Here is a 13,991-nt window from a genome sequence, read left to right on the forward strand (position 1 = left end):
CGTCACCGAAGCGGGCCCGGCGTTCCAGGGCACCATCAAGTCGGCCGTGGCCTTCGGCGCGCTGCTGCGCCAGGGCATCGGCGACACCATCCGCGTGTCGCTGTCGGCGCCGCCGGTGGAAGAGGTCAAGGTCGGGATCCAGATCCTGCAGTCGCTGAACCTCAAGGAGCGCAAGCTCGAGATCGTCTCCTGCCCCTCGTGCGGCCGCGCGCAGGTGGACGTCTACACGCTCGCCGAGCAGGTCACCGCCGGCCTGGAGGGCATGGAGGTCCCGCTGCGCGTCGCGGTCATGGGCTGCGTCGTCAACGGCCCGGGTGAGGCGCGCGAGGCCGACCTCGGCGTCGCGTCGGGCAACGGCAAGGGCCAGATCTTCGTCAAAGGCGAAGTCATCAAAACCGTCCCCGAACACGCCATCGTCGAAACCCTCATCGAAGAAGCCATGCGCATCGCCGAGGAATCCGGCCAGACCATCGGCGAGGGAGAGCCCACCGTCACCGTCGGCTGACTGGTCGAGACAAGTGCAATGAAAGGCCCCTTCATCGCAAAATTTGCGATGAAGGGGCCTTTCATTGCACTCGGTGGCCCCGACCTGCTGAGGTTCTCTCAGCGTGTCGTGAAGCTTGCGTTCCGTTTACGCCGCTCATCTGGCACTCTGGAGTGGTGTTGCGGCTTGCAGGTGCACGGCTGCTCGATGATCGGGACTATCCCGCGGTCCGTGCCGCGCTCGCCACAGACCCGGTCGGCAGCTGCATGGTCAGTGCCAGGGTGGAGACCGCGGGTCTCGACCCCTGGCGGCTCGGTGGTGAGCTCTGGGCCGCCGATTCCCGCCCCGTCCGCGCGGGCAGGCTCCAGGGGCTGTGCTTCTCCGGGCCGAATCTGATCCCGTTGCGCGGCAACGCCTCCGCTTTGCGCTCCTTCGCCGATCGCGCGCTGCGCCGCCAGCGGAGCTGCTCGTCGCTGGTCGGCCCGGCCGAGCAGGTGCTGGGACTGTGGGACGAGCTCGAGCCGGAATGGGGCCCCGCCCGCGAAGTCCGGCACGACCAGCCGCTGATGGCGCTCGACGGCGTCCCGTCCGTCGCCGCCGATTCGGCGGTCCGGGCCGTGCGCCCGGAGGAACTCGACAGGTATCTCCCGGCCGCGATAGCGATGTTCATCGAAGAGGTCGGCGTCGATCCCCGCAACGGTGACGGCGGCGCCGGTTATCGCGCCCGTGTCGCGGAACTGATCGCCGGAGGCCGGGCGTTCGCGCGGTTCGAGGACGGCGAGGTCGTCTTCAAGGCCGAGATCGGCGCGATGTCCTCCACGGTCGGCCAGATCCAGGGGGTCTGGGTGCATCCGGAACGCCGTGGCAGTGGCCTCGGCACCGCCGGGACGGCGTCCGTGGTGACCAGGCTCGTCCGCGGGATGGGCCGCACCGCGAGCCTGTACGTCAACGCCTACAACAGCCCGGCGCTCGCGGCCTATCGCAAGATCGGCTTCCAACAGGTCGGGCAGTACGCGACGGTTCTCTTTTAGCGGACACGGCCGGAACGGCGTTGCATCCGGTGGGAAACCGCCGGGACTGGCAGGATCCGGGACATGCCAGCAGGTCGTCGTTTCGCCGTCGTCGTGCTCGCGGGGGTGGTGGGCCTTTCGGCCGCCGGATGCGGTCTCTTCGCCGATTCCGGTCCTGAAGACGCGATCGCGGGTTTCCTCGACGGACTCTCTTCCGGTGATGTCGCCGCCGCGGCCTTCTTCACCGACTCCCCGGACGCCGCGCGCTCTTCCCTGGAGATGGCGCGGAAGGCGCTCTCTCCCGAGTCGATCAAGGTCGCGGCCCAGGAGGTCAAGCACGCGTCCGGCTCGGACAACGGGACGGCGACCTATCAGCTCACCTGGAACCTCCCTCGCGGCCGCGTCTGGACCTACAAGGCCGACGCGCAGGTCTATTCCACTCAGAACGGCTGGAAGGTGCGCTGGCTGCCGACGGCGCTCCATCCGCAACTGGCCGCGCAACAGAGCATCACGCTGAAGTCCGAGCCGCCGGATCTCGCGCCGGTGCTGGACCGCGACGGGATGCCGTTGCTGCGCCCGCAGAACGTCGTCAGCGTGGTGCTCGATCCGGCGAAGGCGGGCGACCTCGTGGCGGTCTCCGACAAACTCGGCGCGGCGCTCAACCGCTTCGAACCCACGGTGACCGGTCAGTCGATCCGTGATGGCGTGAAGGCGCTCAAGCCCGGGAACGGCTTTCCGGTGGTGAGCCTGCGGGCGAGCAGCTACCAAGAGGTGAAACCCGAAATCTACGACCTGCCCGGCGTCCGGTTCAGTCAGCAGGACCGGCTGCTGCCCGACGACAAGAACTTCGGGAAGCAGGTCCTGCCGTCCGTCCGCTCGCTCGTCGAGGACCAGGTGGAGGGCTCCGCGGGCTGGCGCGTCGTCACGCTCGACACGGCGGGCGGCGAGATCATCGATCTGCACAACGAACACCCCAAACCGGCGCCCGCGGTCGTCAGCACGCTCAGTGTGAAGGCACAGGGCTCGGCGGAGCGGGCGCTCGCCCCGGTCCCGACGGCGTCCGCGCTGGTCGCGATCCAGCCGTCGACGGGCGAACTCCTGGCCGTGGCGCAGAACGCCCCGGCCGACGCGCAGGGCGCGATCGCGCTCACCGGCCGCTTCCCGCCGGGCTCCACGATGAAGATCGCCACCGCCGTCGCCGCGCTGTCCGCGGGCTCGGTGCGGGCCGACAGCCCCGTCGATTGCCCCGGCACGGCCACGTTCGAGAACCGGACGGTGCCGAACGAGGGCAAGTTCGCCCTCGGCGTCGTCCCGTTGTCGACGGCGTTCGCCAAGTCCTGCAACACGACGTTCGCGAAGCTCTCGACCGACCTGCCGCCCGCCGCGCTGACCGACGCCGCGCGCGACCTCGGCGTCGGCGCGGACTTCGTGATCCCCGGCCTGACCACGATCACCGGCTCGGTGCCGCCGGCGAACACCGTCGCGCAGCGGGCGGAGAACGGCTTCGGCCAGGGGACCGTCGTGACGAGCCCGTTCGGGCTGGCGGTCGCCACCGCCACGGTCCAGTCGGGGAAGATCCCGGTGCCGACGCTGGTGCGGGGGATGGCCGCGACGTCGGCCGGGCTCGGGAAACCGATCCGGCCCGAGGTGCTCGACGCGCTCCGCGGGATGATGCGCGAGGTCGTCACCGACGGCACGGCGACCCTGCTCAAACCCCTGTCCGACGTCCGGGGCAAGACCGGGACGGCCCAGTTCGGCGACGGCACGCACGCGCATGGCTGGTTCGCCGGCTACACCGGGGACCTCGCCTTCGCGGTGCTGACCACCGACGCGGGGACGTCCCGGCCGGCGGTCGAGGCGGCCCAGCGCTTCCTGACGGGGCTGGGCTAGCCGTCAGGTCGTAGGCTGGACACATGTCCGTTCGTTCCCCCTTGAAGCCAGGCGTCCAGACGCCAAGGCGAGTCGTCCCCGCCAGCATCGCCCGCCCCGAGTACGTCGACCGGCCGGCGCCGAAACGCGACACGGGCAACGGGGTCCGCACGCCCGAGGTGATCGAGGCGATGCGCGTCGCGAGCCGGATCGCGGCGCAGGCGCTCGAGGAGGGCGGCAAGGCCGTCAAACCCGGTGCGACCACCGACGACATCGACAAGGTGATCCACGAGTTCCTGCTGGACAACCACGCGTACCCGTCGACGCTGGGCTACCGAGCGTTCCCGAAGTCGTGCTGCACCTCGCTCAACGAGGTGATCTGCCACGGCATCCCGGACTCGACGGTGATCGAGGACGGCGACATCTGCAACATCGACGTCACCGCGTTCATCGGCGGCGTCCACGGTGACACCAACGCGACGTTCCTCGCGGGTGACGTCTCCGAGGAGGCGCGGCTGCTGGTCGAGCGCACGCGCGAGGCGACCCTGCGCGCGATCAAGGCCGTCCGCCCCGGCAGGCAGCTCAACGTGATCGGCCGCGTCATCGAGTCGTACGCGAAGCGGTTCGACTACGGCGTCGTGCGCGACTTCACCGGCCACGGCGTCGGCCCGGCGTTCCACACCGCGCCGACCGTCCTGCACTACGAGGAGCCGTCGGTCGACACGGTCATCGAGCAGGGCATGACCTTCACGATCGAGCCGATGATCACCCTCGGCACCATCGACTACGACATCTGGGCCGACGACTGGACCGTCACCACCAAGGACAAGAAGTGGACCGCCCAGTTCGAGCACACCCTCGTGGTGACCGAGACCGGCGCTGAAATCCTGACCCTGCCGTAGGGCAAGTACATGAAGGCTCCCTTCCTTGCGCCAGGCGCAAGGAAGGGGGCCTTCATGTACTTCTGGGTCAGGCGTCGTCGTGCTCCACCCGGGCCAGGAGTTCGTCCAGGAAGCCGCACGCCTCACTGGCGGCCCGGTCGGCGTCGCCGTCGGCGATGGCGTCGGCGAGCCCCTCGTGTCCTATCTCCGGCAGGTACTCGCGGCCCGGCGTCACGTTCGACGTCGCGGCCACGCTGGCCGTGATCACCTCGGTGAGCCCCCGGTACATCTCGGTCAGCAGGGTGTTATGTCCACTTTGGACGACGGCGAAGTGGAATTCCGCGTCGAGCCGGGCGAAATCCTCCCAATGGCCCTCGCGCAGTTCGGCGTTGCGGCGTTCGAGCAGCGAGCGCAGCTCGCCCACTTCCTCCTCGGTCCGCGACGCGGCCGCGAGCCGGGCGCCTTCGACTTCGAGGATGCGCCGCACTTGCAGCACCTCGCGCAGCTCCGAACCGCACAACCGCCGGATGGCGCCCGAGACCTCGCTCGTCGCCCTCACGTAGGTCCCGTCGCCCTGCCGGACTTCGAGCAGCCCTGTGTGCGCGAGCGCGCGGACCGCCTCGCGGACGGTGTTGCGCCCGACGCCGAGCTGCCCTGCCAGCTCGGGCTCGGTCGGAATCCGCTGACCGATGGGCCATTCTCCCTGCGTGACGGCGTCACGCAGCTGCTCGATGACCTGATCGACCAGGCCGGCACGGCGCGTGGTGGCCAATGGCACAGCGTTGTCCCTTCATCCAATCATCCTATGTATGTGATACTAGCCGACGTGCGTGTCGACTCCCGAGAACCCGTTTCCCCGTTCGATGACCGTCTTGAACTCGAAGGCTCGATCGAAACGGAGTGGCGGCCGGGGGTGATCACCGGCGGCGTCCTGCTCGGCGTCGCGGTGATCCTGGTCGCGCTCAACCTGCGCCCGGCGATCACCAGCGTCGGCCCGATGCTCGGCGAGATGCGCGACGACCTCGGCGCCACGGCGACCTGGGCGGGCGTGCTCACCACACTCCCGGGCCTCTGCTTCGCCGCCGCCGGACTCGCCGCGCCCCTGCTGGCCCGCCGGTTCGGCGTCGGCGCGGCGATCGCGTCCGCGCTGTCGGTGCTGGCCGTCGGCCTGGTGCTGCGGGTGATCGACGGACCGTACGTCGTGCTCGGGGGCACGCTGGTGGCCACGGCGGGGATCGCCTTGGCGAACGTGCTGATCCCGGTCGTCATCAAGGACTCCTTCCCTGCGCGTGTCGGCATGATGACCGGCGTGTACACCGCCGCTCTCCAGGGCGGAGGCGCCCTGGGGTCCGCGCTCACCCCTCCCCTGGAGAACGCGTTCGGCGGCTGGCGCCAAGGTCTCGGCGCCTGGTCGGTCCTGGCTGTGCTCGCACTCCTCGTCTGGATTCTCGCAGCCCGCGGCGCGGGACGTGCACCCGTCGCGGAGGCAGGCAAGCAGGGTAGCGGGCGATCGCTCCTGCGTAGCCCCCTTGCGTGGATGGTCACGCTTTTCTTCGGCACTCAGGCCTTTTTGGCCTACGTCGTGATGGGCTGGCTGCCGGAAGTGATGATCGACGCGGGGGTGAGCAAGGGCGACTCCGGGCTGCTGCTCGGCCTGATGTCGCTCATCGCCGTCCCGATCAGCCTCGTGGTGGCGCCGATGGCCGCACGGCAGAACAGCCAGAGCCCCTGGATCGTCGGGCTGGGCGTCTTCGGCTTCGTCGGCATGGTCGGCATGATGGTCGCCCCGGCCTTTTCCCCGCTGCTCTGGTGTGTCCTGATCGGGCTCGGGATGAGCGTCTTCTCGCTCGCGCTGACGGTGATCGCGCTGCGGGCGCGCACCGGTGCGGACACCGCGCGGCTGTCGGGGATGGCGCAGGGCATCGGCTATCTGATGGCGGCCGTCGGGCCGTTCCTCTTCGGGCTGCTTCACGACCTCACCGGCGGTTGGACCGTGCCCTGGATCATGATGCTCGTGGTCTTCGTGGCGCAGATGACCTTCGGTGCTCTCGCCGGCCGTCGCCGCTTCGTCTGAACGCGTTCAAAAAACTTCTTGACCCCACCCTGGGCGGAGCCTTAGCCTGACCGAGTTGAACCTGTTCAAAAACTCGGTCCTGGGGGTCGGCGTGGTGGAGGGACTGGCGTACGGGACGGCCTTGGCGTGTTTCGCCGCGGTCTGCGTCGCCGTCGCGTCGGAGCGGCCCGCGGCGGTGCTCTCGCCGCAGGAGTTCTACCGCGCCGTGGACCGGGTGTGCGTACAGGTGTGGAAGGACAGCAGCGCGGAGATCCGACGCTACTGGCCGGACGCGAAGGGGGACGCCGCGACCGAGCTGCGCAAGTCGCAGCACTACTTCGCGGTGAAGGCGGGCGGCGCCAAGGACGTCCTCAAGGGGGCGACGGGGGTCCGCGCGGTGCCGGGAGGGGCGGCATCGGCGCGGGAGGAGTTCTTGGCGGCGGTCCGCCGATACGCCGAGGCGGGCGAGCGGTTCTCGGAGGACGGGGCCCGCTCGCTCGCCTTGATGATCGTCTTGGACAACACGAGGAACGCGGTGCGCGACCTCGCGGTGCGAAACGAGTCCCACGCCTGCACTCTCGTCGTCTGACCCCGCGCAGTTAGCCGACTAAATGCGCCCCAATCGGACGTCGCGTCCCTTTGGCGAACGTATTTAGTCGACTAACTGCGCTCCCGTCAGTCCAGCGGCAGGTTCAGCAGCGCGTTCTCGACCAGCTCCGGCATCGCCGGGTGGATCCAGTACTGCCCGCGAGCCATGCTCTTCGCGTCCAGCCCGAAGCTCATCGCCTGGATCAGCGGCTGGATCACCGACGACGCCTGCGGGCCGATGATGTGCGCGCCCAGCAGCTGCCCGGTGGCCGGGTCGGCGAGCAGCTTCGCGAAACCGGTGGTGTCCTCCATCGCCCAGCCGTAGGCGATCCCGGCGTAGTCCTGGTGCGACGTCACGTACGAAACGCCGCGCTCGCGGGCCTCGCGTTCGGTCAGCCCGACCGAAGCGACCTGCGGCGAGGTGAACACCGCGTGCGGGACGAACCGGTGGTCGGCCTCGATCCGCTCGTCCGGGTGCAGCAGGTTGTGCTGCACGACGCGCTGCTCGTGGTTCGCGACGTGCTTCAGCTCGAAGACCGACGAGATGTCGCCGAGCGCGTAGATCCCGTCGACCACGGTCTGCTGGTACTCGTCGACCACGACGTGCCCGCGCTCGCCCGTGGTCACGCCGGTGGCGGCGACGTCGAGGAGGTCGGAGTTCGGCGTGCGGCCAGTGGCGACCAGCAGCACCTCGGCCTCGACGGTCTCGGCGCCCTGCGGGCCTTCGAGGTCCAGGGCGACGCCGGACGCGGTCTTGCGCGCGCGGACGGTCTTCCGGTCGAGCCGGACGTCGAACCGCCGCGCGGCCAGTTCGGTGAACCGGGCGCTGACGTCGTCGTCCTCGGAACGCAGCAGCGCGCCGGACCGGTTGACCACGGTCACGTTCACCCCGAACGAGGCGAAGACGTGCGCGAACTCGGCCGCGATGTAGCCGCCGCCGAGGATCACGATGCTGGCGGGCAGCTCGTCGAGCCGCATCACCGAGTCGGAGGTGTGGTAGCCGGTCTCGGCGAGCCCGGGGACGTCCGGGATCACCGGGCGCCCGCCGGCGGCGAGCACGAACCTCTCGGCGGTGATCGTCTCGGCGGGGCGGCCGTCGGGGTAGCTGACCCGGAGCTCCTTGTGCCCGGTGAAACGCCCTTCGCCCTCGTACACGGTGACGTTCTTGTTGTCCTCGTGCTGGACGCGGTACTCGCGACCGCCCGCGGCGATCGGGTCGATCCGCCCGAAGATCCGGTCGCGGATGTCGCGCCAGCGGACCCCGGTCAGCTCCTCGTCCACGCCGAACTTCGACGACGACGCGGGCGTGGCCGCGACGTTGGCGGCGTGCACGAACATCTTCGTCGGGATGCAGCCCACGTTCAGGCAGGTGCCGCCGAACGTGCCCTTCTCCACGATCGCCGTGTTCCAGTCGGCGAAACGCGGGTCGAGGATCGAGTTACCCGATCCGGTACCGACGATCACCAGGTCGTAGTGGGGCACGCTGACTTCCTTTGCGGCGGGGGAGCGGGGCGGTTCCGACTCTAGCCAACTCCCCGCCGCGGCCAGTTGTTCCCGGTCAGCGCCCGGTGGAGCTGAAGTGCATCCGGTCCTTCGGCGTCGTCCAGGTGCCGCCCCAGGTCCAGCCGATCGCGGAGAAGGCGGCGACGGTCGGATCCCCGGAGGTGATCATCCCCGGCCGCCGGTTTCCCCGATCGAGGTAGGCCGACGCGAGTTCTGGCAGGACGAGGTCACCCTTCGTGTACGGGTTGCAGAAGGGGTTGACGTCGATCGCGAGCCCGTAGGCGTGCGCGGACCAGTTCGTCTGGCCGCGGGCCGGACGGCAGACGAAGGCGTTGGTGTTGTTCCCGTCACCGGTCGGGGGAGCGGTGAGTTCGGCGGGCGTGGTCACGCGCATTTCCTCGATCGGGAACTTCACGGAGAACAACCGGTCGAAAACCGTCACCACGGGATTCGCGACGGAAGCGTTCACGAGCATTTCACCGGTGTGCGCGCGTCCGTCGAAACCCCAGAAAGACAAGGTGAGATAGCGCAGTTCGGCGGCTTTGACCGGACATCCCGCCTGCCAGGTGCTGCGGGCGAGCACGTCCGCGGGGACCGGATTCACCGTGCCCGCGAACCGGTTCCCGGCGGGCGGCGGAAGCAGATCCGAGGTCGGCAGGGAACGATCGGCCAGGACCGGAGGAGTCGGGAGGATCTGCCCGAAACCGTCAGGGCGCAAGGGAAGCGGCTTCGCGCCGACCTGCCAGGCCGGTGCGGGTGGCGGGGTCGTAGTGCTCGGAACCGGTGTGGCGGAAGAGGTTTTCGCGGGACCGCTGGTCACGGCCGGGGTGGACGGCGCGGGTGCCGGTTCGGGCGGCGCCGGGCTGGAACACGAAAAGAGGAGAAAAGCCGCACCCACCAGAATCGTCGCCGTCGCCCGCACGAGGTCCAGCCTGACAGATGCGTTCGGTGAGCACAGGTCCACCCGTTTCAGTGACACCGCATCGGGCTTTCGCCGATTAGGGTATTCGCGATCGCTTGTGTACGCGCTGGAGTCGAAGGACTTCCCAGGGCTTGGCCATACGTACGCCCCGGTGAAGGGAAAGAACATGCCCAAGAAGTCACGCCGCCCCCTGCTGCTCGCCGCCGGAGCGGTACTGGCCACGGCCGTGATGGTGCCGGTCGTGGTCACCAGCGCTTCGGCCGACGACAGCGCGGCCAACGGCCCGGGCAAGGCCGCCGAACCGAGGATCGTGGGCGGGGGCAAGGCTTCGGTCTCGCAGTACCCCTACGCGGTGTTCTTGGCCGACCGCAGCGGGAACCAGTACTGCGGCGCGGTGATCGTCAGCTCCACGACGGTCGCGACGGCGGCGCACTGCGCGGTCGCGGTCAAGAAGAACGACGTCCGGGTGGTCGCGGGACGCGAGGACAAGCGTTCGCGGGACGGGGTGGAACTGCGCGTTTCGAAGGTCTGGGTCAGCCCCGACTACAGCGGTGATCCCGGCAAGGGCGACGACATCGCGGTGATGACGGTCAGCGGGAAGCTGCCGTACCGGCCCGCGAAGGTCGCGGACAACGGCAACGCCGACCTGTACGACGAAGGCACGAAGGCGACGGTGCTCGGCTGGGGCCGCGTCGCCGACGGCGGCGCGCGGTCGGACTACCTGCGCAGCGCGGTCGTCCCGGTGGTCAGCGACAAGACCTGCCGCACCGTGTACTCCGGCTACGACCCGAGTGACATGGTGTGCGCCGGTTACCCCGAAGGCGGTGTCGACGCCTGTCAGGGCGATTCGGGTGGGCCGCTGATGGTGGGGGACACGCTGATCGGGATCGTCTCCTTCGGCGAAGGCTGCGCCAAGGCGGGCAAACCGGGCGTGTACACCCGCGTCTCCCACTTCTCGAACGAGATCTCCCAGCAGAACGGCCGGAAGCTGATCGGCTGATCGATGCCTTCTTCACGTCCGATGTGCTAACAAGTGGGCGTGACCACCGACACCCCGATCACCGAGACCACGTCGTTCCCGCTGTCCGTCGCCGGTGACGAGATCACCGCCGCGCAGCTGCACGGCATCCTCCGCCTGCGCGTGGACGTGTTCGTCGTCGAGCAGGACTGCGCCTATCACGAGATCGACGGGCGTGACCTCCTGCCCGGCACGAGGCATCTCTGGGTCGGCGGTTCCGTCGCCGTCGACTCGTATTTGCGGGTCCTGCAGGACGCCGGCGGCACCTTCCGGATCGGCCGGGTGTGCACGGCGGTCCGCTCACGCGGCAAGGGGCTGGCGGGACGGCTGATGGAGACCGCGCTCGCGGGGATCGGGGACGCGCCGTGCGTCCTCGACGCGCAGACGTACGCGAAGGACTTCTACGCCAAGTACGGCTTCGTCGTCGAAGGCGACGAGTTCATGGAAGACGGGATCCCGCACCTCACGATGTGGCGCCGGGAGGCGCCGCGGCCGTGATCACCGCGACCGCGCGGTCCACGTCGGCCTCGGTGAGGTCGGCCCGCGCGGTCAGGCGCAGGCGGGAGATGCCGTCGGGCACGGACGGCGGGCGGAAACAGCCGACCCGCACACCCTGATCCGCGCAGGCGGACGCCCATGCCACGGCCGAATCGGGCGACGGCGCCTGGATCGAGATCACCGCGGCGTCCGGGAGACCGACCCGGAACCCCGCCGCTTTCAGTTGCATGGCAAGGTTTCCGGCGGCTTCGGTCACCTTGGTGGCCAGCTCCGGCTCGGCCTTCAGCGCGCTGAGAGCGGCCAGCGCGGCGGCGGCGCTGGCGGGCGCGAGCGCGGTGTCGAAGATGAAACTGCGCGCGGTGTCCACGAGATGCTTGATCACGCGACGTGGTCCGAGTACCGCTCCGCCTTGTGCCCCAAGGGATTTCGACAGCGTGATCGTGGTGACGACGTCCGGCGCGCCGGAGAGTCCCGCCGCGTGGACGGCGCCGCGACCGCCCTCGCCGAGCACGCCGAAGCCGTGGGCGTCGTCGACGAGCAGGGAAGCGCCGTGTTCCCGGCAGGCCCCGGCCAGTTCCTCCAGCGGCGCGATGTCGCCGTCCACGGAGAACACGGAATCGGTGACGACGAGCGCGCGTGGTTTGCGGCGGGTCGCCAGCGCGTGCTTGATGGCGCCCGGCTCGCTGTGCGCGACGGCGGCGATGTCCGATCGGGACAGCCGGCAGCCTTCGATCAGCGACGCGTGGATGTACTTGTCCGTGACGATCGCGGAATCCGCGCCGGACAAAGCCGTGACGGCGCCGAGGTTCGCGGTGAAACCGGAGGAGAAGACCAGCGCGGCCTGCGCACCGCAGAAGCGGGCGAGTTCGTGCTCGAGTTCCGCGTGGACCTCGGTGGTGCCGGTGACGAGCCGGGAGCCTGTCGACCCGGCGCCCCAGCGCAACGCGGCCGCCGCGGCCGCGCCGGCGACGCGCTTGTCCCTGGCGAGCCCGAGGTAGTCGTTGCCCGCGAGGTCCAGCTCCGGTTCCTGCGCCTGCCGGATGCGCAGCTTGCGCACCAGCCCGGCCTCGGCCCGCTTCTCCGCCTCCACGTCGAGCCAGTCGAAGACCTGGTCGGGCGGGAGGTTCTGGGAAGCGGGGCCGGGAGAAGTCACGTCCCGCAGTCTCCCATCCGCCGTCCGCAAACCCGTCAGACGGGTGCCACAACACGGGACTCGTGTGAATGAAGACGGGACTCGTGTGATCGGAGACGTAACTCGAGAGTTCCGCCTTCAATCACACGAGTCCCGGTCAGGAACACGCGAGATACGACTCAGCTGTCGTAGCTGCGACGCGGGCCGCGGCCCGGACGCTGCGGGCGGCCGTTGCCGCCACCGGACTCGCCACGACGCGGGCGGCCGCGGAAGCCGCCGGGACGGCCGCCTTCGCGGTGACCGTGACCCTCGCGCGAACCCTGGTAGCCACCGCGGTCGCCGCCACCGTAGCCGCGGCCACCGCCACGACGCGGGGACTCACGACGGCGCTCGACGACCGGCTCGCCGCTGGGCTGCTGCGCACCGGTGATGCGAGCGAGCTCGGCGTCGCCCGGGCGGATGGTGGTCTGCTCGGCGCGGACACCGGCGCGGTCGGTCATCCGGCGCACCATGCGGCGCTGGTCGTGGGTGACCAGCGTGACCACGACACCGGACGCCCCGGCGCGCGCGGTGCGGCCGGCGCGGTGCAGGTAGTCCTTGTGGTCGGCGGCCGGGTCGACGTGCAGCACCAGCGAGATGTCGTCGACGTGGATACCGCGAGCGGCGACGTCCGTGGCGACGAGGACCGGGGCGTAGCCCTCCTTGAAGTCCGCGAGGACCCGGTTGCGCTGGCCCTGGGTCTTGCCGCCGTGCAGGGCGGCCGCGTGGACGCCCTTCTCGCGCAGGCGCTCGGTGAGACGGTCCACGTGGTGCTTGGTGCGGACGAACATGATCGTGCGGCCCTCGCGGGCGCCGATCTCGGTGATGATGTCCTGCTTGTCCTGGTGCGACACCTGGAACACGTGGTGGTCCATGGTGGTGACGCTCGCGGTCGACGGCGCGACCGAGTGCGTGACCGGGTCGGTCAGGTACGCGCGGACCAGCCTGTCGACGTCACCGTCGAGGGTGGCCGAGAACAGCAGGCGCTGGCCGCGGGCCGGGGTCAGGTCGAGGATCTCGCGGACCTGCGGCATGAAGCCCATGTCGGCCATCTGGTCGGCCTCGTCGAGCGCGACGAAGTTGACGTCCGACAGCGACGCGGTGCCCTGGCGGACGTGGTCCGACAGCCGGCCGGGGGTGGCGATCAGCAGGTCGACGCCGCGGGAAAGCGCGTCGGCCTGGCGGGTGAAGGCCATGCCGCCGACGGCGGTGCGGCACCACAGGCCGAGGGCCTTGGCAAGCGGGGTCAGCGAGTCGGCGACCTGCATGGCCAGCTCGCGGGTCGGGACCAGGATCAGCGCGCGGGGGTGCTTCGGCCGGGCGCGGCCGCCGTTGAGCCGGGTCAGCATCGCGAGGCCGAAGGCCAGGGTCTTGCCGGAACCGGTCTGGGCGCGGCCGAGCACGTCGCGGCCGGCCAGCGCGTCGGGGATGGTCGCCGACTGGATCGGGAACGGGGTGGTGATACCGGCGTCGGCCAGGGCCCGCAGCAGCGGGTCGGGGAGGCCGAGCTCCGCCCAGGTCTTCGCCTTGACCGTCTCGACGGCGTCTTCGCGCAGCATCGCGTCACCCGCGGGGCGGGTGCGCGGCTTGCGGTGCTGACGCGCCGACGGTGAGACGTGGCCGGAGTTGAACGTGACTGTCACAAATGCCTCTCGGACGTGGCACGTCACAAGGAGGCCCGGGCTGCCCGCGCGCAGGCAGGGCAAGATGGTGTGCACAGATGGGCGTTCACAGGGACGAACCCGGCACACCGCGTCTGCGTGACACCGCGCGCCAATTGGTTGATACGGATACCGCGAGCCATTCGGTTGGCTTTGGAGGCGACGGACACCACTCATCCACGCCGCCGGTTGCGGTCTAGTACTACTGTACCGGACCGTTATCCGGCTCCCCAACTGGAGGGACCGATTGTGGGCAGGGTCTCTGCCACACGTTCTCCCGGCGTGTCATGAAAGGACCTTTCCTGACATGATCCGTCAGGAAAGGCCCTTTCA

The 13,991-nt window shown here is 69.8% G+C and carries 14 protein-coding genes; 8 read left to right on the forward strand and 6 right to left on the reverse strand.

The features are described from left to right. The 4 genes from IE302_RS42895 to map all read left to right on the forward strand — a co-directional run. Positions 1–505: flavodoxin-dependent (E)-4-hydroxy-3-methylbut-2-enyl-diphosphate synthase (locus IE302_RS42895; protein ID WP_229908086.1), on the forward strand; the 505-nt coding region annotated here is incomplete at its 5' end. Positions 506–660: 155 nt separating this feature from the next. Continuing rightward, complete coding sequence (locus tag IE302_RS33750; protein ID WP_191258498.1) at positions 661–1,515, forward strand: GNAT family N-acetyltransferase; 855 nt, start codon at positions 661–663, stop codon at positions 1,513–1,515. A gap of 63 nt (positions 1,516–1,578) precedes the next feature. Next, on the forward strand, positions 1,579–3,384 hold the full coding sequence (locus tag IE302_RS33755) for a penicillin-binding transpeptidase domain-containing protein (protein ID WP_191258499.1): 1,806 nt from the start codon (positions 1,579–1,581) through the stop codon (positions 3,382–3,384). Positions 3,385–3,407: 23 nt separating this feature from the next. After that, complete coding sequence (gene map / locus IE302_RS33760) at positions 3,408–4,265, forward strand: type I methionyl aminopeptidase (RefSeq protein ID WP_191258500.1); 858 nt, start codon at positions 3,408–3,410, stop codon at positions 4,263–4,265. A 67-nt stretch (positions 4,266–4,332) separates the two neighbouring features. Here the strand turns inward: map and IE302_RS33765 are convergent, their stop codons facing one another. Then, positions 4,333–5,022, reverse strand: a complete 690-nt coding sequence (locus IE302_RS33765) for a FadR/GntR family transcriptional regulator (protein WP_191258501.1) — start codon at positions 5,020–5,022, stop codon at positions 4,333–4,335. A gap of 48 nt (positions 5,023–5,070) precedes the next feature. Here IE302_RS33765 and IE302_RS33770 point away from each other — a divergent pair, with 48 nt between their 5' ends. Both IE302_RS33770 and IE302_RS33775 read left to right on the forward strand, forming a co-directional pair. Further along, positions 5,071–6,318 (forward strand): CynX/NimT family MFS transporter, encoded by a 1,248-nt coding sequence (locus tag IE302_RS33770; protein WP_191258502.1) that lies wholly within the window; start codon positions 5,071–5,073, stop codon positions 6,316–6,318. Positions 6,319–6,373: 55 nt separating this feature from the next. Next, entirely contained in the window at positions 6,374–6,886 is a 513-nt protein-coding gene (locus IE302_RS33775; RefSeq protein WP_229908087.1) for a hypothetical protein, read from the forward strand. An 86-nt stretch (positions 6,887–6,972) separates the two neighbouring features. Here IE302_RS33775 and IE302_RS33780 read toward each other — a convergent pair whose 3' ends face one another. The 3 genes from IE302_RS33780 to IE302_RS43285 all read right to left on the reverse strand — a co-directional run bounded on the left by IE302_RS33780 (position 6,973) and on the right by IE302_RS43285 (position 9,260). Then, the gene (locus IE302_RS33780; protein ID WP_191258503.1) at positions 6,973–8,367 is read right to left on the reverse strand and encodes a mycothione reductase; all 1,395 of its coding nucleotides are present in this window, start codon (positions 8,365–8,367) and stop codon (positions 6,973–6,975) included. 76 nt (positions 8,368–8,443) lie between these two features. Next, positions 8,444–9,106, reverse strand: a complete 663-nt coding sequence (locus IE302_RS33785; RefSeq protein WP_191258504.1) for a M15 family metallopeptidase — start codon at positions 9,104–9,106, stop codon at positions 8,444–8,446. After that, positions 9,096–9,260, reverse strand: coding sequence for a hypothetical protein (locus IE302_RS43285; protein ID WP_191258505.1), 165 nt, complete (start codon positions 9,258–9,260; stop codon positions 9,096–9,098). Before IE302_RS43285 ends, IE302_RS33785 begins: the two co-directional genes overlap by 11 nt. A gap of 216 nt (positions 9,261–9,476) precedes the next feature. Here IE302_RS43285 and IE302_RS33795 point away from each other — a divergent pair, with 216 nt between their 5' ends. Then, on the forward strand, positions 9,477–10,310 hold the full coding sequence (locus IE302_RS33795) for a S1 family peptidase (RefSeq protein WP_191258506.1): 834 nt from the start codon (positions 9,477–9,479) through the stop codon (positions 10,308–10,310). A gap of 33 nt (positions 10,311–10,343) precedes the next feature. Further along, positions 10,344–10,826 (forward strand): GNAT family N-acetyltransferase, encoded by a 483-nt coding sequence (locus IE302_RS33800; RefSeq protein WP_191258507.1) that lies wholly within the window; start codon positions 10,344–10,346, stop codon positions 10,824–10,826. Here the strand turns inward: IE302_RS33800 and IE302_RS33805 are convergent. Next, the gene (locus IE302_RS33805; protein WP_191258508.1) at positions 10,792–11,979 is read right to left on the reverse strand and encodes an 8-amino-7-oxononanoate synthase; all 1,188 of its coding nucleotides are present in this window, start codon (positions 11,977–11,979) and stop codon (positions 10,792–10,794) included. The genes IE302_RS33800 and IE302_RS33805 overlap by 35 nt on opposite strands. Positions 11,980–12,137: 158 nt before the next feature. Then, entirely contained in the window at positions 12,138–13,640 is a 1,503-nt protein-coding gene (locus IE302_RS33810; protein WP_191258509.1) for a DEAD/DEAH box helicase, read from the reverse strand. Positions 13,641–13,991: the final 351 nt, after the last annotated feature.

This window comes from Amycolatopsis oliviviridis, from assembly GCF_014654365.1.
In the GTDB taxonomy this organism is placed as follows: domain Bacteria; phylum Actinomycetota; class Actinomycetes; order Mycobacteriales; family Pseudonocardiaceae; genus Amycolatopsis; species Amycolatopsis oliviviridis.

Excerpts from the sequence above, each read along its gene's own strand:
- IE302_RS33755 (WP_191258499.1), top strand. The coding sequence starts at position 1,579 with ATGCCAGCAGGTCGTCGTTTCGCCGTCGTCGTGCTCGCGGGGGTGGTG.
- IE302_RS33795 (WP_191258506.1), top strand. The coding sequence starts at position 9,477 with ATGCCCAAGAAGTCACGCCGCCCCCTGCTGCTCGCCGCCGGAGCGGTA.
- map (WP_191258500.1), top strand. The coding sequence starts at position 3,408 with ATGTCCGTTCGTTCCCCCTTGAAGCCAGGCGTCCAGACGCCAAGGCGA.